This is a genomic window from Amycolatopsis sp. WAC 01375 (assembly GCF_003947325.1).
GTDB lineage: Bacteria > Actinomycetota > Actinomycetes > Mycobacteriales > Pseudonocardiaceae > Amycolatopsis.
In genome coordinates, this window is record NZ_QHHW01000008.1 from 107,183 (window position 1) to 130,782 (window position 23,600).

19 protein-coding genes are annotated in these 23,600 nt (G+C 69.2%); 9 read left to right on the forward strand and 10 right to left on the reverse strand.

The window, feature by feature from the left end; genetic code table 11:
- Window positions 1-134 precede the first annotated feature (134 nt).
- Together DL991_RS01005 and DL991_RS01010 are read right to left on the reverse strand one after the other, a co-directional pair.
- Entirely contained in the window at window positions 135-1,046 is a 912-nt protein-coding gene (locus tag DL991_RS01005) for an SDR family NAD(P)-dependent oxidoreductase (protein ID WP_125779973.1), read from the reverse strand.
- Complete coding sequence (locus DL991_RS01010) at window positions 1,047-1,625, reverse strand: TetR/AcrR family transcriptional regulator (protein ID WP_125779975.1); 579 nt, start codon at window positions 1,623-1,625, stop codon at window positions 1,047-1,049.
- A gap of 190 nt (window positions 1,626-1,815) precedes the next feature.
- On the opposite strand from DL991_RS01010, the gene DL991_RS01015 reads away from it, so the two are divergent.
- The 6 genes from DL991_RS01015 (at window position 1,816) to trmB (ending at window position 6,776) form a co-directional block, all read left to right on the forward strand.
- A complete protein-coding gene (locus DL991_RS01015) occupies window positions 1,816-2,757 on the forward strand; it encodes an ABC transporter ATP-binding protein (RefSeq protein ID WP_125779977.1) in 942 nt (313 codons plus the stop codon).
- A 28-nt stretch (window positions 2,758-2,785) separates the two neighbouring features.
- Window positions 2,786-3,517 (forward strand): ABC transporter permease, encoded by a 732-nt coding sequence (locus DL991_RS01020; RefSeq protein ID WP_125779979.1) that lies wholly within the window; start codon window positions 2,786-2,788, stop codon window positions 3,515-3,517.
- A 149-nt stretch (window positions 3,518-3,666) separates the two neighbouring features.
- On the forward strand, window positions 3,667-4,587 hold the full coding sequence (locus tag DL991_RS01025) for an ABC transporter ATP-binding protein (RefSeq protein ID WP_125779981.1): 921 nt from the start codon (window positions 3,667-3,669) through the stop codon (window positions 4,585-4,587).
- Window positions 4,584-5,336 carry a hypothetical protein gene (locus DL991_RS01030; protein WP_125779983.1) on the forward strand — a complete coding sequence of 251 codons (753 nt, stop codon included), beginning with the start codon at window positions 4,584-4,586 and terminating at the stop codon, window positions 5,334-5,336. Before DL991_RS01025 ends, DL991_RS01030 begins: the two co-directional genes overlap by 4 nt.
- Window positions 5,337-5,532: 196 nt before the next feature.
- Window positions 5,533-6,048: a hypothetical protein gene (locus tag DL991_RS01035; RefSeq protein WP_370305303.1), complete on the forward strand. Its 516-nt coding sequence runs from the start codon at window positions 5,533-5,535 to the stop codon at window positions 6,046-6,048.
- A 44-nt stretch (window positions 6,049-6,092) separates the two neighbouring features.
- The gene (gene trmB, locus DL991_RS01040; protein ID WP_233598634.1) at window positions 6,093-6,776 is read left to right on the forward strand and encodes a tRNA (guanosine(46)-N7)-methyltransferase TrmB; all 684 of its coding nucleotides are present in this window, start codon (window positions 6,093-6,095) and stop codon (window positions 6,774-6,776) included.
- Window positions 6,777-6,992: 216 nt separating this feature from the next.
- On the opposite strand, the gene DL991_RS01045 is transcribed toward trmB, so the two are convergent.
- Window positions 6,993-9,242 (reverse strand): FtsX-like permease family protein, encoded by a 2,250-nt coding sequence (locus DL991_RS01045; protein WP_125779987.1) that lies wholly within the window; start codon window positions 9,240-9,242, stop codon window positions 6,993-6,995.
- Window positions 9,242-9,937 carry an ABC transporter ATP-binding protein gene (locus DL991_RS01050; RefSeq protein WP_125779989.1) on the reverse strand — a complete coding sequence of 232 codons (696 nt, stop codon included), beginning with the start codon at window positions 9,935-9,937 and terminating at the stop codon, window positions 9,242-9,244. The genes DL991_RS01045 and DL991_RS01050 overlap by 1 nt, the downstream gene beginning before the upstream one ends.
- A 180-nt stretch (window positions 9,938-10,117) precedes the next feature.
- Between DL991_RS01050 and DL991_RS01055 the strand changes: the two genes are divergently transcribed.
- From DL991_RS01055 to DL991_RS01065, 3 genes are read left to right on the forward strand one after another with little or no spacing between them, the layout of a single operon-like run.
- Window positions 10,118-11,893, forward strand: a complete 1,776-nt coding sequence (locus DL991_RS01055; RefSeq protein WP_125779991.1) for a sensor histidine kinase — start codon at window positions 10,118-10,120, stop codon at window positions 11,891-11,893.
- Window positions 11,890-12,540: a response regulator transcription factor gene (locus DL991_RS01060; protein ID WP_125731249.1), complete on the forward strand. Its 651-nt coding sequence runs from the start codon at window positions 11,890-11,892 to the stop codon at window positions 12,538-12,540. Before DL991_RS01055 ends, DL991_RS01060 begins: the two co-directional genes overlap by 4 nt.
- Before the next feature lie 14 nt (window positions 12,541-12,554).
- Entirely contained in the window at window positions 12,555-13,862 is a 1,308-nt protein-coding gene (locus DL991_RS01065; protein ID WP_125779993.1) for an amidohydrolase family protein, read from the forward strand.
- Between the two features lie 294 nt (window positions 13,863-14,156).
- Here DL991_RS01065 and DL991_RS01070 read toward each other — a convergent pair whose 3' ends face one another.
- The 6 genes from DL991_RS01070 to DL991_RS01095 form a co-directional block, all read right to left on the reverse strand.
- Complete coding sequence (locus DL991_RS01070; protein WP_125779995.1) at window positions 14,157-14,843, reverse strand: SDR family oxidoreductase; 687 nt, start codon at window positions 14,841-14,843, stop codon at window positions 14,157-14,159.
- A 42-nt stretch (window positions 14,844-14,885) separates the two neighbouring features.
- Complete coding sequence (locus DL991_RS01075; protein WP_125779997.1) at window positions 14,886-16,613, reverse strand: hypothetical protein; 1,728 nt, start codon at window positions 16,611-16,613, stop codon at window positions 14,886-14,888.
- A gap of 53 nt (window positions 16,614-16,666) precedes the next feature.
- Window positions 16,667-17,290 carry a class I SAM-dependent methyltransferase gene (locus DL991_RS01080; protein WP_233598629.1) on the reverse strand — a complete coding sequence of 208 codons (624 nt, stop codon included), beginning with the start codon at window positions 17,288-17,290 and terminating at the stop codon, window positions 16,667-16,669.
- Between the two features lie 188 nt (window positions 17,291-17,478).
- The gene (locus DL991_RS01085; RefSeq protein ID WP_125780084.1) at window positions 17,479-19,083 is read right to left on the reverse strand and encodes an SdrD B-like domain-containing protein; all 1,605 of its coding nucleotides are present in this window, start codon (window positions 19,081-19,083) and stop codon (window positions 17,479-17,481) included.
- A 125-nt stretch (window positions 19,084-19,208) separates the two neighbouring features.
- Window positions 19,209-21,311 carry a PhoX family phosphatase gene (locus DL991_RS01090; RefSeq protein WP_125780001.1) on the reverse strand — a complete coding sequence of 701 codons (2,103 nt, stop codon included), beginning with the start codon at window positions 21,309-21,311 and terminating at the stop codon, window positions 19,209-19,211.
- 178 nt (window positions 21,312-21,489) lie between these two features.
- A complete protein-coding gene (locus DL991_RS01095) occupies window positions 21,490-23,532 on the reverse strand; it encodes a PhoX family phosphatase (protein ID WP_125780003.1) in 2,043 nt (680 codons plus the stop codon).
- Between the last annotated feature and the right edge of the window lie 68 nt (window positions 23,533-23,600).

Sequence of the window (23,600 nt, forward strand, 5' to 3'; positions counted from 1 at the left end):
GTCGTGAGTGGCGATTCGTGTTCTAACCCGAATCGCCACTCACGACCCCGCAACACCGCGCAAACTGCCCAATCGGGCACGATCACTTCCTCAAGCGTCCCTTGTGGACACTTGAGGGCGCGGCCTGCCTGCTCTCAGCGGTACAGGGCGTGGTCCGCCGTCTCGGCATCCTTGCCCGCGTCCCGGACTTCGGCCATCCACTTGCCGAAGTCGGGACGTGAGCCATCGACGTCGATCAGGCCGTACTCGTTCATCAACGTCCACGAGGCCAGCGTTTTGCCCGCGAACCGCTCGACCTCCGGGTCGGTCGCCAGCTTCGCGACACCCCGCCCGAGCAGCGCCGGGGTCTCCGAGATGGCGAAGTCGACCGGAGCGGACTTGCCGACCGCGTCCCGCCACGTCTCCTCGGTGACCCCGAAGTGGTCGAGCATGGCTTCCGAACGCAGGAAGCCCGGCGTGACGGTCATGCCGACACAGCCGTACTTCTTCAGTTCGGCGCCGAGCGCCCTGCCGATCGCGCGGATGCCGCATTTCGCGAGGAAGTACGGGATCCCCGCGCCGACGTACTCGTCGTGGTCGCCGTCGGTGACCTCGATGACGAGACCGCCTTCCCGCCGCACGACCAGCGGGAGAAGCCGGTGCAGCGCGATCAGGTGCGTGTCGATCGCGTTGTGCACCAGCGTGAGCGCGTCGTCGAGGCTGGAGTCCCAGTACGCCCCCTCGAAGTCCGCGTACTGGTCGCCGCCCCAGACGTCGTCGACCAGTACGTCGATCCGGCCGTCCACTTCGGACTCGATCCGCGCTCGCAAGGCGTCCACATCGGACACTTTGGTGAAGTCGGTCCGGACGGCGATCCCCCTGCCGCCCGCCGCGTCCACGAGCTCCGCGGTGTCTTCGATCGTCTCCGACCGCTTCATCGGCGACTGGTGCTCGCGCGTCGTACGGCCGGTGACGAACACCGTCCAGCCGAGCCTGCCGAGCTCCACCGCGATCGCGCGGCCACATCCCCTGGTCGCCCCCGCGACCACGGCCACTTTCCGGTCCATTCAGGACACTCCTTTCCACGCGGTCAGCACCGCGTCCACGTCTTGCCCCATCCGGTCGACGAATCGGCCCTTCGGCCGGATCGACCAGTCCAGCGCGGCCCCGTTCGCCACCCCCAGCAGCACCCGCGCCGCACTGACGACCCCGGGCGCGCCCGGCAGGTCCTGTGCCGCGACGCGCGTCAGCCGCCGCAATTCCGCCTCCACGGCGGTGAAATGTTCACCCAGCAGGGCGCGGAGTTCCGGATCCCCGATGTCCACCCCCAGCTGCCCGAGATGGTTCGCCGCCGTCGCCGGGGTGCCCAACCCCTCGTAGACCACGACGATCGCCGCCCGCAGCGCCTCGACAGGATCGGCGAGCTCGCCGCACTCCCGCATCCGCCCTACGACCGACCGCGTGTTCAACCGGCTCAATGCCTGCAAGAGGCCGTTCTTCGAACCGAATCGCTGGGCGACGGTGCCGACCGCGACCCCGGCTTCGGCCGCCACCTGGGCGAGCGTGAAACCCGGGCCCACCATGCCGATCACGGTCTCCGCCGCGGTCAGCAGTCGTTCGTCGGTGATGGTGCGAGGCCTCGCCATGCGATTATTGAACCACGGTTCATTAACCCTGGCGAATCAGGGTCGTTCTCAGGGGTATCACCGATCGCGTACGCCGCCCGGAGACGGCAAGCTACGTCTCAGGTCGGGTATCAGGTTGGCACCTCAGGATGACGCGCTCGACCACCCACATGGACGACGATTGTTCTCGCAGTCGCCGAGGGGAGCAGACATGATCGAGGCAGTGGGCCTCACCAAGCGGTACGGCAGGACACTGGCGGTGAACGACCTGTCCTTTTCCGTCGCGGGCGGGGAGGTCACCGGATTCCTCGGCCCCAACGGGGCGGGGAAGTCGACGACCATGCGGATGATCCTCGGCCTGGACAATCCGACCGCGGGCCAGGTGCGCATCGGGGGCAAGCTGTACCGCGAGCTGAAGGAACCGCTGCGGACGGTCGGCGCGCTGCTGGACGCCAAGTGGGTGCACCCCAACCGGTCGGCGCGAGCGCATCTGCGGTGGATGGCGAAGTCCAACAAGATCGCGGAGAGCCGGGTCGACGAGGTGCTCGAGACCGTCGGGCTCACCAGCGTCGCCGGAAAGCGCGCCGGTGGTTTCTCCCTCGGCATGTCGCAGCGGCTGGGGATCGCGGCGGCACTGCTTGGCGACCCGGAGGTCCTCCTCTTCGACGAGCCCGTGAACGGCCTCGACCCCGAGGGCATCCTCTGGATCCGGAAGTTCATGCACCGGCTCGCCGACGAAGGCCGCACGGTATTCGTTTCCTCGCACCTGCTTTCGGAGATGGCGCTGACCGCGAGCCACCTGGTCGTGATCGGCAAGGGGCAGCTGATCTCCCAGTCCTCCACCGAGGACTTCGTCTCGCGGGCGGCCGAGAACACGGTCAAGGTCCGCTCGCCTCAGCTGCCCGCCCTGCGCGCCGCGCTGACTCAGGCGAGCGCACAGGTCACCGACGCCGACCGATCGCTCGTCGTGTCCGGTTTGGACAGTGACAAGATCGGCGAGATCGCCGCGGCCAACCAGATCGTGCTGCACGAGCTCAGCCCGCAGACCGGCTCCCTGGAGCAGGCCTTCATGCAGATCACCGGCGATTCGGTCGAGTACCACACGGGTCTCAGGGACGACACTGCCGAAGCCGCGTTCTCCGCCGCCCAGTAGCCGCTCACCTTCCGAGGAAAGAAAAGCCATGACTCTGCTCGCCGTGGAACGCATCAAGCTGTTCACCACACGCTCACCCTGGTGGTGCGCGCTGGCCGCACTCGCTGTCGTGATCGGTTTCGCCGCCATCGTCTCCGGTGCCGCACCCGAAGGGGAACTCACCGACGTCAGCCTGACCCAGTTCGGTTACGGCTTCGGCATGGCCGTGATCATGGTGCTCGCCGCGCTTTCGGTGACCACCGAATACCGCTTCAGCACCATCCGGACCACCTTCCAGGCCGTCCCGAATCGCACCGCGGCGCTGCTGGCCAAGACCGGCGTGGTCGCGACCCTGTCGCTCGTGATCGGCGAAGTCGCCGCGTTCGGCGCCTGGGGCCTCGCTTCGGTCATGCGGCCGGAAGACCTCGCACTGAACACCGCCGCGGAGTGGACCAGTGTCGCCGGGGTGGGCGTGGTGTTCGCACTCGCCTCGGTGATCGCGATCGCCATCGGCATCCTGATCCGGCACAGTGCCGGCGCCATCTCGCTCGTGCTGATCTACGCCCTCGCGGTGGAGAACCTGATCCAGCTCATCCCGAAGATCGGCAAGGACATCTACGACTGGATGCCGTTCCACGTCGCCGACAGGTTCCTCGGCGGTTCGGGCCCCGCCGCGGCGAACGCACCGTTGAGCCAGGCCGGTTCGCTGGCCTACTTCGCGGGCTTCGCGCTGGTGCTGCTGGTCATCTCGCTGGTCGTCGCGAACAAACGCGACGCGTAAGGACTTCCACAGGGGAAAGCCGGACGCCTCACTCGGGGGAGCGAGACGTCCGGCCGGGGAGAAAAAGGGGAACAAGGACCGGGCCGCCTAATCGGGGGGCAGCCCGGTCCTTTCCCGCGTAATGTCGGAATCCACCGGAGGGAGGGCTGATGATCGAGGCCACCGGACTCACGAAACGCTACGGCGACAAGCTCGCCGTCGACGACCTTTCCTTCACCGCCGAAGCGGGGCGCGTGACGGGATTCCTCGGCCCCAACGGGGCGGGGAAGTCCACCACCATGCGGATGATGCTCGGGCTCGACAACCCGACGTCGGGCACGGTGACGATCGACGGCAAGGCCTACCGCGAACTGCGTGATCCACTTCGGACGGTCGGCGGCATGATCGACGCCACCTGGCGGCATCCCGGCCGCACCGCGCGCGAGCACCTCCGGTGGATCGCCGCGACCAACGGCCTGCCCGACAAGCGCGTCGACGAGGTGCTCCGGCTGGTCGGGCTGGAATCGGTCGCCCGCAAACGGGCCGGGCAGTTCTCGCTCGGGATGTCGCAACGGCTCGGGATCGCCACGGCGTTGCTGGGCGACCCTCGCGTGCTGCTGTTCGACGAGCCGGTCAACGGGCTCGACCCCGAGGGCATCGTGTGGATCCGGAAGCTGATGCACGCGCTCGCCGCCGAGGGCCGCACCGTGTTCGTGTCCAGCCATCTGCTGCCGGAGATGGCGCAGACCGCGCAGGACCTCGTCGTGATCGGCCGCGGAAAGCTGATCTACCAGGGCACGATGGAGGACTTCATCGGCCGCGCGAAGGGCCTCGGCGTCCGGGTCCGCAGCCCGCATCTGCCCGAACTGCGGACGGCGCTGACCGAGAAGGGCGCCGGATTCCGCGAGGAGGACGGCGCGCTCATCGTGTCCGAAATGGACAGCGACGACATCGGCGAACTCGCGTTCGCCGCCGGCGCGACCCTCCACGAGCTGAAGCCGCTCACCGGCTCGCTCGAACAGGCGTACATGCAGCTCACCGCCGGAGCCGTCGAATACGGCACCGGCCCGGTTCCGGAGGTCGTCCGATGACCGCGGCGAACATGCTCCGCGCGGAGCGGATCAAACTGCTGAGCACCCGCGCGCCCTGGTGGTGCGCGGGTATCGCGGTCGCGGTCGCGCTCGCCTACACCGCGCTCTTCTTCGGCTTCGTGCCGCTCGAAGGCCAGACGGGCGTCAACTCGACCCAGGTCGCCAGCGCGCTCGGCCGCACCGTGGTGCTGGTCCTCGCCATCCTCGCGGCGGCGACGGAGTTCAACTGGGGCACGATGAAGCTCACCTTCCAGGCGGTGCCCTCGCGGGTGCCCGCGCTGCTGGCGAAGGGCGCCGTCGTCGGGGTGTTCTCGGGGCTGATCGGGCTGCTGGTGGGCTTCGGCTCGTGGGCGGTCGCGTATCTGATCGAACCGGCCGCCGGCCTGGGCATCGCCTCGGGAGCCGACTGGCGCGCGGTGGCGAGCCAGGGCCTGACCTTCCTCCTGACCGGGTTGCTCGGCGTCGGTCTGGGGCTGCTGTTCCGCAACCCCGCGTTCGCCCTCGGGTTCGCGCTGGTCTGGACGCAGTTGATCGAGGGCCTGGTCGTGCTGATTCCGAAAGTGGGCGGCGACATCTACCAGTGGATGCCGTTCTTCGCGGCCAATCAGTTTTCCGGGCCGGATCTCACGGTGGCGATGTTGAAACTCGAGCCGCCGTTGGGGCCGTGGGGATATTTGGCTTATTTCGGCGGCATCTGCGTGATTGTGTATGCGGCCGGGCTGATGATCACCCACCGACGGGACGCGTGAGCTTTTACCGCCTCCAAAGGAGTTAAGTCCACGTTAAGAGGCTGTGGCTTCTCTCACAGGAAGCGGACATACTGTTCCCGACCGGGCGATGCTCGGGAGTGAGCCTATTTCGGCTCGTCGGCCCCGGAGGTGATCCTTGACGGTGGATTCCGGTCAGGGAGTGGAACGCAAGATCCCGCAAGCCCGCACGGAAAGTATGCAGCCCCGGCTCGAGCCCATGCTCGACCTGGAATGGTCACAGGCGATCGAACTGCCCCGCACGGTCGCGTCCGCGACGCGGCCATCCGATATCCGCCGCGCGTGGGTGCACCGCGCACCCGAAGATCTCGTTGTCGCGCTGTACCGCGCGTCCAGTGGAATGCACGGCGAAATTCCCGCGCCGTGGTGGCTCCGCGCCGTCGTGGACGGCAGGCTCGAATCGCGAGAACTCGGTTTCCGCATCGAAGATCGCATCGCGGGCTTGCTCGGCAGGCGTCCAGGTTGGGAATTCGTCCCGTGGGCCGCGGACGGAGAATCCGGTTACTGGGAGTTCATGCCTTCCGAACGCGGAGCGTCCGGACATTCGATCCCGACCACCGTGCTGAACACCAGCCGTCACGACGGCTGGATCGACGTCCTCCCCGCCCATTCCAGTACGACGCCGTCGCCGATCCCGGTCGCCGGATTCGCGGGCCTGCGCTCGCGACTGGGGGAGTTCGAAGCGGTCCGGTAACCCCCACGTTTAATGGGTGGGTGGAAAACGAGGACCAGCCACGGATGCGCAGCGTGGTCAGTTATGTCAACCGCGGCGGCCGGATGACCGTCGGGCAGCAGCGAGCCTGGGACGAACTCTGGCCGTCGCTCGGCCGCACCGTCGGCGAACTGCCCGAGGGCCAGGTGGACTTCGAGGAGTGGTTCGGCAGGCGGGCCCCGGTCATGGTGGAGATCGGTTCGGGCATGGGCGAGACCACGTCCCAGCTCGCGGCCGCCGCCCCGGAGCTCAACTACGTCGCGGTCGAGGTGTACGAACCGGGCCTCGGCCAGCTGATGTTGCGTGCCGAGAAGCTCGGGGTGAAGAACCTGCGGCTGATGCACGGTGACGCCGTCGTGCTGCTGACCTCGCACGTCGAACCGGGCTCGCTGTCCGGGGTCCGGCTGTTCTTCCCGGACCCGTGGCCGAAGAAGCGGCACCACAAGCGGCGGATCGTGCAGCCGGAGTTCGTGTCGCTGGTCGCCTCACGGCTCGCGCCGGGCGGAACCTTCCACATGGCGACCGACTGGGAGAACTACGCCGAACAGATGATGGAGGTCTGCTCGGCCGAGCCGCTCCTGCGCAACCGTCACGCCGGCGAGCCCGGTGGCTGGGCGCCGCGTCCGGAGTGGCGGCCGGTCACGAAGTTCGAGAACCGCGCCGACGTCGAAGGCCGGATCTCGCACGACCTGATCTTCGAGCGGGTCTAGCCCGACAGAAAGGGCCGGTCAGGACGTCCCCACGTCCCTGACCGGCCCTTTCTCACACCCCGCACCTCGGGATACCCCCTGCGTATCCCCGGTGCCCGTTCATCCCTCCCCCGACAGAGGGACGACCGGGCACCCGGCCCGTGGGTGGATCACCACCGACTCCACCCACGAGACCTGCCCGCCCGGATGCCATGACGCCATTCGGGCGAACTTTTCTCACTCGTCGGCCAGTGGCTCCGACTGCACCCGCTTGAGCGCCGGGGTCGAGACGGATGCCCCGAGCAACGCCACCCCGATTCCCAGCACCACGGGTGCCAGCAGCCAGGGGCTCAGCACGACCGCGTCCTTCTCGACCATGCTGTAGAGCCCCATGCCGACTCCGATCCCGACCACACCCGCGCCGATGGTGGCCACCATCGCGGGCAGGGCCGCTTCCATCCGCAGCGCCCTCGCCAGCACCCGGACCGGTGTCCCGGCCGCGATGAGTGCCCCGAAGGTGCGGCGGCGGTCCATCACCGAACCCGCGGTCGCCACGGCCGCGCTGCATCCGGCGAGCACACCGGCGGCGATCAGGCCGATCACGGTGACCCGGCGCAGGTCGCCGAGTTCCTGCTGCTGGCCGATCAGGTGCAGGCCGCGGCTACCGACCTCCTGGCCGGGGGCCGCGCCGACCAGCGCGGTCCGGACGACCTCGGCGTTCGCCGGGGTGGTCGGCACGACCACGTTGACGTATTTCGGCTCGACACCCGCGGGCAGGAGGGCCGGGTCGAGCACGATCGTGCTGGACGTGTCCTCGTCGCCGTTCGGGAAGAGCTGCACCGGTGCCTTCGGATCCAGCGCCGTGCCCGCCTTGTCGTACTCCGACGTCACGCGGTACACCGCCGGGTCGATCTTCTGCCTGCTGTAGATCGCGGGGCCCTGCGCGCAGGAGCCGCCGATGTTCACCCGCAGCAGTTTCGTGGCGTCCTCGCAGGTCATCACGAACGCCCGGTTCAACGTCTGTGAGCGGGTCCCCGTCTCGCCGGTGGCCAGGTAGACCTCACCGACCGCGATGGCCTTGTCGGTGATCCCGTTGCGGGCGAGGGAGGCGTTGGTCTGCTCGACGGCCTGCCCCGCGTGGGCCGCGTCCGACTCGGCGTAGAGGACGTTGTCCTTGAAGGTCCGGCCGCCACCCGCCATCGACTCGAACGAGGGCAGCAGGGTGAGCGCCATGGAGCCGGTGAAGACGGCGAGCACGACACCGGCGGTGGCGCGGTAGGCGCTCTTCGGGTCGTCGCGGAGCCTGCGCCCGGCCAGCAGCGACGCCGGTTTGCGCCAGATCCGGACGAACGTGCCGCCGACCGCCGAGGTGACCCACGGTCCGACGATGGCCGCCGACCCGACCAGCAGGAACAGTCCGAGCATCACCATCGGCAAGCTGGCGTTGTCCTGGCTGACCGCGAAGAGGAAGAACGCACCGGCCACGGGCACCGCGAGCAGACGCCACCAGTGCAGCGGTTTGCGAGCGTGCGCCGAAGCAGCGAACAGCGGCGTCTTCAGCACCCGGCGGATGCCGAGGACCCCGGCGAAGACGACCAGCAGCGGAATCGCCACGGCGATCGCGATGGTCGAGCCGATCGAAAGACTGAAGTCCGACGCGAGCCACGTGCCGCCGCCCCACGGGACGAACGTCGAGAGACCTTGCAACGCCGGTGCCACGAGGATGCCGAGCAGGGCACCGACACTGGCGGACAACGCCGTTTCGGCGGCGACGATCTTCGTCACCTGGCCGGGGGTCGCCCCCGCCAGCCGCAACGCGGCCATCCGCAGCTCACGCCGGGCGGCGGTCAGCCGGGCCGAAGACGCGACGAGTACCAGGCTCGGCACGAGCAGGACGATGACACCGACCCAGGCGAGCAGCGCGAGCAGCGGGTCGGGCTTCGCTTCCTTGACGGGGAAGCCGTCCGCGGCCATCGCCGAGGTCGGCATCGACTCCGGGGTGTGGCCGACGACGGCGACCAGCTGCTCCGGGTACAGCAGGGAATCGGGTCCGAGCGAGTCGACGAGTTTGCCGAACCGGTCCCCGAGCTGCGCCTGCGGCGTCGACTGGATCAGTTTCCCGAGCGCCGGGGAGACGATCGCCTCGCCGGGCGCGGGCAGCCGCGGGATGCCCGGCGGCAGGCTGAGCATCGGCGACGTGCCGGTCTGGGCGATGTCGACTCGGGTGATCTCGCGGTCACCCGAGTAGTCCTTGTTCGCGGCCATCAGCAGCGGCGCCGCGCGCTGGGGCTGATCGGACTCGGAGTAGTAGCTGTGGATGTCCTGCCAGATCGCGCGCTGGGCGCGGGCCTGCGTGGCCCCCGGGAGAGAGGCGAGCAGGATCACCAGACTGGTCGCGACGGCGACCCCGACCGCGGTGAGGATGGCCGACGTGCGGGTCCGGCGGTCGACCCGGAGCACCCGCATGGCCAGCTGGAAACTGTTCATTACGCGGCCAGCCTCGTCGCGATCAGGCCGTCGCGGATGGAGACGGTGCGCGGCATGGCTTCGGCGAGCTCGCGGTCGTGGGTCACCACGATCACCGCGGCACCGCTGTCGGCGGCCGCGGCGAGCAGCGCGTCCATGGTGGCGCGGCCGGTGCGGGTGTCGAGGGCGCCGGTCGGCTCGTCGGCGAAGATCACCTTCGGCCGGTGCGTCAGCGCCCGCGCGATCGCGACACGCTGCGCCTCACCGCCGGAGAGCTCGCCGGGGCGGCGCTTCTCTTTGCCCGCGAGGCCGAGCTTCGCCAGCCATTCGCGGCCGGCCTCGATGGATTCCTTGCGCCCCTTGCCGCTCAGCAGCGAAGGCAGCGCGACGTTCTCCTCGGCGCTCAGCTCGGCGACGAGCATCCCGGACTGGAACACGAAACCGAACTCGGTGCGCCGCAGTTCGCTGCGCTTACGTTCGTTGAGCTGGTCGACCCGCTGTCCGGCAAGGAAGATCTGCCCGGAGTCGGCGCGGAGGATCCCGGCGAGCACGTGCAGCAGCGAGGTCTTGCCGGAGCCGGAAGGCCCGACGATGGCGACCGCGTCCCCCGCCTGGATGTCGATGTCGATCCCGGCCAGCGCGTGCTGCGTGCCGTATCGCTTCACCAGTCCACGCCCGGCGAGTACCGGCTGCCCTGTCCACTGTGGATCTACCACCGCGAGTCTCCCTAGTCAGTCACTTGTGTTCGGCTTCGGGGAAGAGCTTCGCCGTGGACCACCTGTGTCCACTTCGGGCAGACGGCCAGTGCTGATCACGCGCGCATCGGCCGATCGGCCGACCCGGCTCGGGCCGGTCGGCCAAGGTGCGGACGGCGCCGGATCCTCTACCGTCACGGTGTGACAGCAGGTCCCTCCCAGAACAGGTTCTCCGCGCGGGTGAGTGCGCTCGCGCGCCGGATCGGCATGCCCGCCGTCGTCCTGCTGGCCGCGCTCGCCTTCGACCTGGTCTTCGTGACCGACGCCGCTTTCGACGACACAGGCCGCCGCGGGATCGATCTCCTGCTCTTCCCCGGCATCTTCGCGATGGTGTTCTGCGCGCTCTGGGCGCAGAAGCGGGCCGCCGTCGCCGCCATCGCGGCCTCGGTCGTGCTGGTGGCGTACACGCTGGTCGTCCGGTACTTCGACATCCCGACCTACTCGAGTGTGCTCGCCCATCTGTCCATCACCGAGGTGGTGGCGGGGGTCGAGGTCCTGTTCTACGCCGCGCGCCGGACGCGGCCCGGTGTCGCGTTCGCCGTGATCTCCGGTCTGGTGCTGGCCACGCTGACCGCGGTGTCCGGCCGCTACTACTACGGCGACAACTCGAACGGCACCATGGCGCAGGCGATGCTGTTCGGTGGCATCCTGCTGGGTTGCACGCTGGTCTTCGCGATCCCGGGACGCGACCGCACGGCGCACCCGAACCGCTACGAGAAGCTGCAGAAGCTCAACAAGCTGGTGATGGGCCAATGGCCGCTCATCGGCTTGCTTGGCATCGCGCTGATCCTGGAATTCGGCTTCACCTACGAGAGCGGGGCACACGGCTTCCCCATCGTGGTCTGCTCGATCGTGGCCGCGGTCATCGCGGTCGCCGCGCCGCGCCGACCTGCCGACGCGATGGTCGCGCTCACCGCGGTCATGCTGCTTTCCGCGCTGGTGACGCCGTTCCTCCGGCTCCGCTACGACTACCCGACACCTGGCGGAGTGCCGGGAACACAGGTCGTCGCGGGGATGGGCCTGGTCGTCACCCTGGTCCGCGCGGTCGGGCTGAGCAAGGCTGTGCCCCGGATCGCCGGACTGTCCGTCGTGGTCGCCCTGGCCTGCGTCCTCAACGCCAGGCGGCCGACCCCCAACCTGACGACCGACCCGGACGACCTCGCCGGTTTCGCCGTCATCGCGCTGCTACTGCTCGGTATCTCGGTGGCGGTCGGCCTGGCGTTGCGGTCGCGGGATTCGGAGCGCACGCAGGTCATCCAGTCGGCGATCAGCGACGCGCAGACGTCGGAGCGGATGGCGCTGGCGCGGGAACTGCACGACGTCGTCGCCCACCACGTCACCGGGATCGTCGTGCAGGCGCAGGCGGCGAAGATGATGGGTGAGAAGAATCCGCAGGTCGCGGTCGAGGCGATGGGCCGGATCGAGGACGCCGGGGTGGAGGCGCTCGCGGCGATGCGGCGGCTCGTGCGGAGCATGCGCGGCGACGCGCCTGCTGGGAGCAGCGAGTTCAGCGAACAGGCCACCACCGATCTCGCCGCCGACCTGCGGACGCTGATCGAACGGTCGAACCACGGCGTGAAGACGTCGATGAAGCTCGAACTGCCGCCGAACGTGCCGCACGAGGTCGGGCGGTCGGCGTTGCGGCTGGTGCAGGAGTCGCTGACGAATGTCGGCAAGCACGCGTCCGGCGCGAAGGAGGCGCTGGTCATCGCCGAGGTGAGCGAGAACGAACTGCACCTCCAGGTGACCGATGACGGACGCGAGCCCCACGGCCGTCCGGCCGGCGGGTCGGGCGGCTACGGTCTGATCGGCATGCGCGAACGGGTCGCCCTGCTGCACGGCCGGCTCTCCGCCGGACGGGCGCCGGGCGGCGGATGGCGCGTCGAAGCGTGGCTACCACTTGAAGGAGAAGAGTGATCCGGGTATTGATCGCCGACGACCAGGACATGGTGCGGATCGGCTTCCGGATGATCCTGGACGCGCAGGACGACATCGAGGTGGTCGCCGACGTGGCGGACGGCGTCTCGGCGGTCGCGAAGGCGCGCGAGCTGCGGCCGGACGTCTGCCTGCTGGACATCCGCATGCCGGGGATCGACGGGCTCGAGGTCACCAAACAGCTGGCGGGGCCGGACGTCGCCGATCCGCTCAAGGTGGTGGTGGTCACGACGTTCGATCTCGACGAGTACGTGCACACCGCGCTGCGGAACGGCGCGAGCGGGTTCCTGCTGAAGGACGCCGGGCCCGCGCTGCTGATCGAGGCGGTGCGCGCGGCCGCGCGCGGGGACGCGCTGGTCTCGCCGCAGATCACCGTCCGGCTGCTGAAGCATTTCGACGGCGGGACGGTGAAACGCGACGTCAGCCCGCCTTCGGAACCGTTGACCGCGCGGGAGCTGGACGTGGTCAAGGCCGCCGCGAAGGGGCTGACGAACACCGAGATCGGTGCCGAGCTGTTCCTTTCGCTGTCCACGGTGAAGACACATCTGGCGTCGGTGCAGGGCAAGGTCGGCGCGCGGAACCGGGTGGAGATCGCGGCCTGGGCGTGGCGGAGCGGTGTCGTGGACTGACCTAAGCTCCTTACATGCAACGCCGTTTCCACGCTCCCGTCGTACTCCCCGCCGACCCCGGTTGCTCGTTGCTGCGTGACGCCGTGGTCGACGTGGACGAAACAGGGCGTATCACCCATGTCGGTCCCGCGTCCGGGGCTCCCGAGACGTCCGCTCCCGTGACCCGGTTGAGCGGTCTTCTCCTGCCCGGCCTGGTCAACGCACACGCGCACAGCCCGATGACGCTGCTACGCGGGATGGGCGGCGACCTGCCGCTGCTGCGGTGGCTGACCGAGATCATCTGGCCGACCGAGGCGAAGTTGAAGCCCGCCGACATCCGCACCGGCATGATGCTGGGCTCGGTGGAAATGCTGCGGCACGGCGTCACGACCAGCGCGGAGATGTACTTCGAAGGCGAGCAGCTCGCCGACGCCGTACTCACCACCGGCGGCCGGGTGGTGCTGGGTCCGCCGATCATGGAACTGCCGGGGATGGACTGGCGCGCGATGCTGACGAGCATCGAACGCTGGATCGACACCGACGGCCTCCGGTTCGGGCCCGGCGAGCGGATCGAGGTCGGCTACGGGCCGCACTCGGCGTACATGCTGAACGCCGAAGCCCTGCGCGCGACCGCGGAATCGGCGGCCGAACGCGGCGCGCTGGTGCAGATCCACGTGGCCGAGGCGGCGCTCGAAGACGTCAAACAGCGTGAAGAGCACGGCTCGGTGCCCGCGCTGCTGGAGAAGGTCGGGATGCTGCGGGGCCGGACGCTCGCCGCGCACGCCATCCACCTGTCCGACGAGGACATCGCGCTGTTCGCCGCGCGCGGCGTCGGAATGGCGCATTGCCCCGGCTCGAACGCGAAGCTCGCTTCGGGCATCGCGCGCGTGACGGAGCTGCGGAAAGCAGGCGTCGCCGTCGGGCTCGGCACGGACGGCCCGGCGTCTAACGACGACATCGACCTGTGGGAGGAACTGCAGCTCTCGGCGATGTTCGCGCGGCTCGCGACCGGCGAATCGACCGTGCTGACCGCGGCCGACGCGTTCCTGCTCGGCACCCGCGGCGGCGCGGACGCGCTGGGCCGGACCGACATCGGCGCGCTGGAAACCGGCCGATGGGCGGACATGGTGCACGTCGACCTCGACGACCCGGCGTTCGCGGCGGGCATCGACGTCCCGGACGAGCAGCTGCTCTCGAACCTCGTCTGGGCCGCGGGCTCGCGGCGTGTCCGCGACGTGTGGGTGGCGGGCGAGCAGGTCGTCGGCGACGGCGAATCCCTGCGCGTCGACCGCGCGAAGGTGCAGGCCGAAGTAGCGGAAACCTCGGCGCGGCTGCGCTCTTAACTCACCTACGCAGCCCCCGCCCATCCCGGGGGGCGACCCCGAGGCCAGTCTATCGGGGGTTGGGGCTGGGACCTGCGTAAAAGCGCTGATCAGGGCCTGGTGTCCACAACGGTGCGAGGCTGTGGACAACTCGCCGCTGGGCCTGGGCGCCCAATGCGGCATTGGGGACGTTGAGCGACCCCAATGCCACATTGGGCGCGAACGCGGCTGGCGGTGGAACCCGAGTCCGGGGTTCCGAGTGTCTCGAATGCGACCTTGGGGAACATGCGAGCAGGGCGAAGCAAGCGCGAGCGGCTAGACCAGGCCGCGCGGCCGAAGGGTCACCTCGGTGGGGTGCGCGTCATCGGTGGCGGAGACCGCGGCGAGTACGGCGGCCGCGACGGATTCGGGGCGCAGGAAGCGTTCCGGCTCGTACGCGCGGCCCTCGTCGGCGACGATCGCCTGCTGCATTTCGGTGTCCGTGCGGCCGGGGTAGACCGACGTCACCCGCAGCGCGGACTCCTCCTCCCGCAGCGCGTCGGCGAAGGCGCGGACGGCGAACTTGCTGGCCGCGTACGGACCCCAGCCCGGGCGTGCGTTCTGCCCGGCACCCGAGTTGATCACGACGACGTGCCCCTTGGCGGCACGCAGCGCGGGCAGCAACTGCCTGGTCAGCGTGACGACTCCGAGGACGTTGACCTCGAAGTTCGCTCGCCAGTCGGCGTCGGTCGCGGCCTCGACCGTGCCGAGCCGCGCGACGCCCGCCGAGTGCACCAGCACGTCCAACTCGCCGAATTCGGCGGTCGCCGCCTCCAGCGTCTCGACGTCGGTCAGGTCGATCGGCCACGGCCGGGCGTCGGGCAGCGTGCCCGCCAGCGCGCCGAGCGCGTCGGCGTCGCGACCGCCGAGCAGCAGCCGGTGTGTCGGGGCGAGCGCGCGGGCGACCGCGGCGCCGATACCGCGGGTGGCGCCGGTGACGAGAGCCAAGGGGAGATCAGCCATAACGCCACGCTAGTGGTTCGGGTCTGAACCACTGACGCGTGTTCAGTCGCCGCACACGACGGGCGGCGTCGCCACCCGGGGGAACCGGAGGGAACCGCGCGTGAACGACCCGATGAAGTTGTCCGCGAGCCGTCCGGCCGTCAGCGGATCCCGCACCGACGCGTCGATCTCCACGATGTCCGGGCAGTCGAGCGCCGCTCGTGCGGCGGCGACGTCCTCGCCGCGGGCCGGGCCGCCCTCGGCGATCGGGAGCCGCGCCGAATTCGCCAGCTCCCACACCGGGGGCAGCCACTTCTGGTGGCCGGGCCTGCCGTTGACGAGCGAAGTCGAATGCGCGGCGAACGGGTTGGCGAGGCCGTATCCGTCACGCAGTCGCATGTCGAGCGGGATCAGCAGGCCGAGTGCGCCCATGCTGTCCGCGGCGACGGTCACGTACGGCCGGTCCGTCGGGTACGCGTACCAGCGTCTGGTCGCGTAGTCCTGAATCAGCACCGCGGGACCGCTCACGCCGCGGATCGCTTCCAGCGTCGACGGCATCAACGGATGGCCGGCGTAATCCTCCGCCAGGATCGGGTACTCGTGGCCGGTCGCTCGCGACCAGAACGAGCGCTCATCCGTGACGCCGACAGCGCGCGGAGAAGCCGAGTACGACGGGCGAAGCGACCCGGCGGCCACGACCGCCCAGATCCCTACGACGGCGAGAAGCACCACGGTCACCCTCGTCACCGGCAAGGCCAGCACGGGCAACAGCAGGCAGAACAGCGCCGGGATCAGCATGCGCCCGTGCATGAAATCCCCGCCGACCCGGATCACGTACAGCGCGAGCAGCACCGCGCCGACCACCGGGACCGCGGTGAGCACCGCGAACGTCTTGTCCACAGTGGACGCGACGGTGACCACGGCGGCGGCGAGCGCCAGCAACGGGAGCCACAGCCAGTACGGCTGGACGAGGTCGGTCAGGTACGACCAGCCGCGAGCCCAGTTCGCCTCCGACGCCTCTTTGACCAGCGCGGTGTTCGGCGTCAGCAGACCGTAGTAGCCCATCCGGAACACCTGATAGACCAACGGGAGCGCGGCCGCCACCACCAGCAGACCCAGCGCGCGACGCCGTCCCGGTCGCGCGAGCACGAACAGCGCGGCCAAGGCGACGGCGCTGAAGAGCGCGAGATCGGGCCGCACCAACGGCCCCAGCCCGGCGACCAGCGCGACCGGCCAGATGCGCAGATCGTCCATTGTGGACGTACGGCGGACGAGCAGCCACCAGGTACCGCCCAGCCACAACGTGATCAGGCCGGTCTCGAGCCCGGACGTCGCGAAGTCGCGGAACGGCGGCAACGCGCACACCACCAGCGCGCCGGCGGGTGCGAGCCCGTGGAACGCCAGCGGCTGATAGAGCCGCCGGGCGCCGTCCAGACCGAAGAACAGCCCGGCGACCGAGAAGAGCAGCCCGGTGACCACGGAGATCCACTCCAGCGGCACTCCCGGGATCAGCCCGAGCACGCTCAGCACCGCTGTCCACAAAGGACTGGTGTTCGCCTCGACCCGCTCGCCGATGTTGAACACCGGCCCGTTGCCCGCCAGGATCTGGCGGACCGTCCGCAGCACGATCAGCCCGTCGTCGCTCATCCAGCGGCGACGCCAGGCCAGATCGGCGTAGACCATCAGCACCAGGCCGAACCCGAACCACGTCCAGGTCGACGGCCGCCGGAACCAGGTGCGCGAAGGCCAGTCGGGCGTGTTCTCACCCGTCGTCGTATTCGTCTGCGTCATGGCCCCGCCCGCCTCGGTTGCGTGCGCAGGAGATCAGGTCCGCGGCCCAAGAGTCAAACCGCCCGGGCGGCGAGGCAGGACTGTGGCAGCTTCCTCCCTTCCATGGCCAGCCGCGCGGTGACCTCGAAGCCTGCCCTCCCCAGCAGGTCGGCGACCTTGCCGGGCTCCAGCAGGTACGCGTCATAGGTGACCGGGTGGCCGTACGCCGTCTCCGGGCTCAGGCGCTCGTCGCCGACGTGGAACCCGAGCAGCAACCGCCCGCCCGGCGCGAGCACGCGGCGGAACTCCGCGAACACCGCCGGCAGCACCTCCGGCGGCAGATGGAAGATCGACCACCAGGCGACGAGACCGCCCAGTTCGCCGTCCGGTAGATCGAGGGCGGTCATCGAGCCGACGAAGAACCGCAGCTCAGGGTGCTGACGGCGAGCGACCTCGATCATCTTCGGCGACAAGTCGACACCGGTGACCTCGAGGCCGAGCGACGCCAGATGGGCGGTGACATGGCCAGGGCCGCAACCGACGTCGGCGACCGGGCCGCGCACCTGCTCGGCGAACGCGGCGAGCATCGCGCGACTGATCGGCTCCTGCTCGAAGAGCGAGCCGATCCGCGCCACGTAGTCCTCGGCGACGGTGTCGTAGGACTCGCGGGTGGTGGTCAGGAACGAAGGTTCGGTCACGATGGGCGACGTTAGCGGCACCCACCGACAATTCGCGCTCGTGAGCGGCGAGGGATGAGGCGACTCGCGTGATCAGACGGCGCACTCGTGTGATTGGAGGCGCAACACGCGTGATTGGGCGACGATCACGCGTGATTGGAGGCGTAACTCACGTGATTGGAGGCGTAACTCGCGTGATTGGGCGGCGATCACGGGTCGAGCAGTCCGGCGTCCCTGGTCAGGTCCTCCGGCGCCGCCGGTTCGGCCACCAGTGTGCAGCCGGTCGCGGGATCCGCCGCCGAATCGGTGCCGTTGTACCGCGCCGCACCGGGCCGGGTCAGCTGACGGGAGCCGACGCCGAAGCACACCTGGTACGAGCCCGGACGCAGGCTTTCGAAGGCGTATCGCCCGTCGGGCCCGGTCAAGGTCGAGCCTGCTTCCTTGCCCGAAGCGTCCTTCAGCGTCACCTTCACGTCCGGGACACCGAGCTCGTCGCGGCTCTGGAGGCCGTCTTTGTCCTTGTCCAGCCACACGAGGTCGCCCAGTTTGCTCGTCGGCGCGGTCAACCCCGCCGCGAGCGTCAAGTCCAGGCGTTTACGAGGCCCGACCGTGGTGGTCGCCGTGCATCCGGTCGCCGGATCGGCGTCCGAGTCCTTCGCGTCGTCGCCCGCGTCCTTCGCCGTGTACATGAAGGGAAGCCCGCTGATGTCGAAGCAGACCTGGTAGATGCCGTCTTTCAGCTTGGTGAAGCGGTACTTGCCGCCGGCGTCCGTCGTGAGGGTGCCGAGCGCAGTGCCTGACGCGTCCTTCAAAGTCACTTTCACGCCCTGAACGCCCGGTTCCCCGGAGTCCTGCAGCCCGTTGCGGTCGAGGTCGTTCCAGACGAACTCGCCGATCTCGTCGATGGCGGGCGGCGGGGTGACCTTGATGGTCGTGGTCGCGGTCTTCTTCGGCACCGTGCCGCTGGAGACGGTCACGGTGCTGACGTGGCCGTTGTCCGCTTCGGTGACGTTCTTGTGGTCGCAGGTGACGGTCGCGGACTTGCCGCCTTCGAGGGTCGCGATCGGGGCGGGTTTCACGTCGCAATACGGGTCTTCGACCTTGATGTCGGTCAGCGTCGTGGTGCCGTCGTTGGTGACCGTGAACCGGTAGTTCGCGGTGGTGCCCGCCTCCAGGGTGGCCGTGGCGCCCCAGGCCCCGCTCGCCGGATCCCGCACCTCGGCCTTGGCCGAGAACGAGGCGACCTGCAGGTGGACGCAGTCCCACATGACCCAGTTGCGGTCGGTGGCGGCGAAGAACTTCACCGAATTCGCCGACGGCGGGGCGGTCGACGGCGGGAAGTCCTGCCGGGCCAGTTCGCCGTCGGTTTCGACGGCGTGCACGACCTTGAGCTTGTTCTCCAGGACGACCTTGCCGGAGCCGTCGTAGAACCGCAGCCCCGTCTCCTGGACGGCGTCCGCGCGCCGGAGGTTGCCGTCGTTCGTGCCGGTCCAGTCGGTCAGCGTGTAGACGGCGCCGGGCACGAACTTCATCCCCGCGTAAGCGGTGCTGATCATCTTGTCCGGCGTCGAGATCAGGGCGTATTTGCCGCCGTCGGACTGGTAGCCGCCGGCCGTCGACAGCCGAGGCTGCTTGCTCCTCGGCGTTCCGTTGGGCACCGGGGCGGCCGGGTTGAACGTGTACCCGGCGGGCGGGCTGCCCTGTTCCACGCTCGGATTCGGCGCGGCGCCGCCGGTGCAGCCGGACGGAACGGTCGCGGCCTGCGCGGACACGGGAACGATGCCCGCCACGAGTGCGCCTGCCGCCATGAACACCAGTGCCCTTTTCACAGGGCTGAAGCTAATGAGCGCGACACCGTTCCGTCATCACCGAACGGTGTCGTCCGGCGCCCCGATCAGGCAGAAGAGTCTCGCCGAGAGTGATCGGGGCGCCGGAGGCACTACTTGACGCCGATGCGGCCGACCTGGCCCCAGCGGCCCTTCTTCCACACCGACACGATCGACGGCCGCGGCTGCGTCGTGCCGCCGTCCGGCCAGTGCGACGTCGGGTTCGCGGAGCTGGCCGCGTCCTCACCGGGGTGCTGCACGGCGACGAGCACCAGGTGGTCGGTCACCACCGGGCCACAGCATTCCGCGCCGACCGGGACCGACAGGAACTGCTTGACGTGCCCGCGTTCCGGACCGTCGACCGGCACCGAGAACAGGCCGTCGTGGGCGCCGAGCGCGTTGCCGTCGGTGGAGATCCACAGGTTCCCGTGCCGGTCGAACGCGACGTTGTCCGGGCAGGAGATCGGGCTGACCTGCTCCTTCGGGAAGCCGCCGAAGTAGGTGTCCGCCGTCTTCGGGTCACCGCAGACGAGCAGCAACCGCCAGGAGAACTTCGTGGCCGCGGCGTCGCCGCCGTTCTCCTCCCATTCGAGGACGTGCCCGTTGCGGTTGTTCGGCCGCGGGTTCGCCTCGTCGACGTTGGCCTTGCCGGCGGGGCCACGCTGGCTGTTGTTGGTCAGCGCCGCGTAGATCCGGCCGTTGACCGGGTTCGCCTCGATGTCCTCCGGCCGGTCCATCTTGGTCGGCTGGACCTTGTCCGCGGCCTCGCGGGTGAACACGTAGACCTCTTCGGCGGTGAAACCGTCCACAAAGGACTTGTTGCCCGCGGCCAGCGGGATCCACTCGCCGACGCCGTCGAATTCGCCGTCGCTGGGCAGTTTCCCGGTGCCGTCGATCTCGGCGGCCGGGCTGTCGCCGGTGAACCGGCCGACGTAGAGCGTGCCGTCGTCGAGCAGCGCGGAGTTGTGGCGACGCGCGTGCGCGCTCTTACCCGGCTTGTACTTGCCCTTGGAGACGAACTTGTAGATGTACTCGAAGCGCTCGTCGTCACCGGAGTAGACGGCGACGCGGCCGTCCTTGGTGATCTTGATGTTCGCGGCCTCGTGCTTGAACCGGCCGAGCGCGGTGTGCTTGATCGGCGTCGAGTTCGGGTCGTTCGGGTCGATTTCGACGACCCAGCCGAACCGGTTGGCCTCGTTGGGCTCCTGCGCGAGGTCCCAGCGCTTGTCGAACCGCTCCCACCTGCGGGTGCTTTCGGTGCCGGAGAAGCCGTATCGCTTCAGGCGTGCCGCCGCGACCGGGTCGGTGACCTTGGCCGCGTTGGCGAAGTACTGGTTGACGTTCTCCTCACCGGAAAGCACGGTGCCCCAAGGGGTCACGCCGCCGGCGCAGTTGTTCTGCGTGCCGAAGACCTTGCGGCCGGTCGGGTCCGCGGAGGTCTTGAGGTACTTCGAACCGGCGGCCGGGCCACGCACCTCGAAGGCGGTGTTCAGCGTGATGCGGCGGTTGAACGGGCTCGGCGTCACGCGCAGCGCGCCACCGATCGGGTCGCGGAAGGCCTGGACGACCGAAAGGCCGTGCGCGGCCCACGCGATCTTGACCTGCTCCTCGGTCGGGTTCTTCGGGTCGTACTGGTCGGCCGGGAACATGTGGACCTCGGTGGTGTACTCGTGGTTCACCACCATGAGGTTGCGGATGCCCAGCGGATCCTGCGGGATCAGGCCGACGAAGTCGCAGTTGTAGCCGAACTGCTTCGCCTGCGCGGCCGCGGTCTGCTTGTGGAAATCGAACTTCGGCGCGCCCCACTCGACGGCGTCGCCCCAGCGGATGACGACGCGCTGCTCGTAACCCTCGGGGATGGTGATCGCGTCGAGCGTGTTCGGCGGCACCGCTTCGAAGTCGGTGCCGGGCACCGGACGCCCGGGGCGGCCCGGCTTGCCGTGCCCCGCGGCGGAGACGTCAGCCGGGGTTTCGGCGGCGGCCGTGCCGGACAGCGCGGCGAAACCACCGGCGGCCGCGGCCATCACGGCACCGGCCTTCAGCGCGCCACGGCGGGACAGCATGTTCTTGACGACGTCGCCGAAGTATTCGTTGTCCGACGTGTTGGGCTCGGGGTGGGCGCACGCGTTGCCGCAGCGGTACTCGCAGGTGACCGCGGAGCGGCCACCGGGGTGGGAGGTGATCAACGGCAGCAGCCGCTGAGGCTCGAAGGACACAGGGCCTCCATGGTCGCGGTGGGTACACGTAGTCCAGTCGGGGGAACGTCGTGACGGTAAGCGACCAAAGAGATCCGGCACTGGCCAGAAGATGAACAGCGCGCGAACGAGCGATGGCGCGCTGCCGGAGTGGCAGCGCGCCATCGACCAAAAGCACTGCTAGATCGTTGCTTTTCGACTAGGAACCGATGTCGGACAGGCCATGCCTGCCGGGTTTCCAGACCGCCACCACCGAGGGACGCGGCTGGGTTTCCCCGCCGTCCGGCCAATGGGAGGCCGGTTTGTCGGCGTTCGCGCCGTCGACTTCACCCGGATGCTGGACACAGACCGTGACGATCTTCCGCTCGACGATCGGCCCGCAGGTCTCCGCGCCGCGGGGCACGGTGAGGAACAGCTTCAGCTCCCCGCGGTTGCGGCCCTCCAGCGGCACCGAGTAGAGGCCGTCGTTGATGCCGAGCGCGCCCGCCGAGTCGGTGGAGATCCACAGGTTGCCGTGGTCGTCGAAGGCCACGTTGTCCGGGCTGGAGATCGGCGAGACCTGGTCCTTGGGGAAACCGGCGAAGTAGGTGTCCGGCGACGCGGGATCGCCGCACACCAGGAACAGCCGCCAGCTGAACGTCAGCGCGAGCGCGTCGCCGCGCCGTTCCTCGAACTCCAGCACCTGACCGTGCTTGTTGTTCAGCCGCGGGTTGGGCTCGGTGGCACCTTCCTTGCCGGGGTTGCCTCGTTCGACGTTGTTGCTGAGCGCGCAGTAGATGCGGCCGGTGCGCGGATGCGCCTGGATGTCCTCCGGGCGGTCCATCTTGGTGGCGCCCACCTTGTCGGCCGCCTCGCGGGTGAAGACGTACACCTCTTCGGCGGTCATTCCATCCACAAAGGACTTGTTGCCCGACGCCAGCGGGATCCACTCGCCGCTGCCGTCGAATTCGCCGTCACTGGGCAGTTTCCCGGTGCCGTCGATCTCGGCGGCCGGGCTGTCGCCAGTGAACCGGCCGACGTAGAGCGTGCCGTCGTCGAGCAGGGTCATGTTGTGCCGCCGGGCATGCGCGCTGTCGCCCGGCTTCATGCGGCCCTTCGAGATGAACTTGTAGATGTACTCGAAGCGCTCGTCGTCGCCGGAGTAGGCGACCACCCGGCCGTCCTTGGCGACCCGGATGTTCGCCGTCTCGTGTTTGAACCGGCCCAGATGCGTGTGCTTGACCGGGGTGCTGTCCGGATCGTTCGGGTCCAGTTCGATCACCCAGCCGAAGCGGTGGGCCTCGTTCGGCTCCCTGGCGATGTCCCAGCGCGCGTCGAACCGCTCCCACTTGCGGGTGGTCGCGGTGCCCTTGATGCCGTAGCGCGCGTATCGCTTGCGCTTCACGGGGTCGGCCACCGTGTCCGCGTTGCCGAAGTACTGGTTGATGTTCTCTTCGCCCGACAGGATCGTGCCCCAGGGCGTGACGCCGCCCGCGCAGTTGTTCATCGTGCCGAGCACGACAGTTCCGGTGGGGTCGGCGGCGGTCTTGAGCAGGTCGCTGCCCGCCGCCGGACCCGTCACCTTGAACGGCGTGTGCAGCGTGATCCGCCGGTTGTAGCGGGACATCCTTGGCCGCAGATGCCCGGTGTCGCGTCCGCGCGACACCTGGACGACGGTCAGCCCGTGGGCGGCCCAGGCGATCTTGACCTGTTCCTCGGTCGGGTTGTCCCGGTCGTAACCGCGGAACATGAACTCTTCCGACGTGTACTCGTGGTTCGTGACCAGCAGCGAGGAGAGCCCCCAGTGGTCGAGCGGCAGCAGCGCGGCGAAGTCGCAGTTGTAGCCGAACTGCTTCGCCTGCGCTTCGGCGGTCTGGTGGTCGAAGTCGAACTCGGGCGCGCCGGGCAGCACCGCGTCACCCCAGCGGATCACGATGCCCTGCTCGTAGCCCTCTGGCACGACAACGGCGTCGAGCGTGTTCGGGCTGACCCGCTTGTAGTCGGTGCCGGGTGGTGGTTTCGGACGCCCCTCGGGAGCGGCCGACGCGGGCGCGGCGAGCGCGAGCGGCGTACCGGCGGCCAGTGCGACGACGGCGGTCGCCTTCAACGCGCCGCGGCGGCTCACCGCGCCGAGCACGTCGGCGAAGGTGGGGTTGTCCGAAGTGTTCGGCGCGTCGTGGAAGCACGCGTCGCCACAGCGGTAGGTACAGGTCACTGACGCCCGGCTTGGTGAGTGGCCGGCCAGCAACGGAAGGAACTTCACTCGGACCTCCGGTCAGGCAGTTCGGGAGGTCGACGCTAAGGCACCGGACCGACGAGAGGAAACCCCTC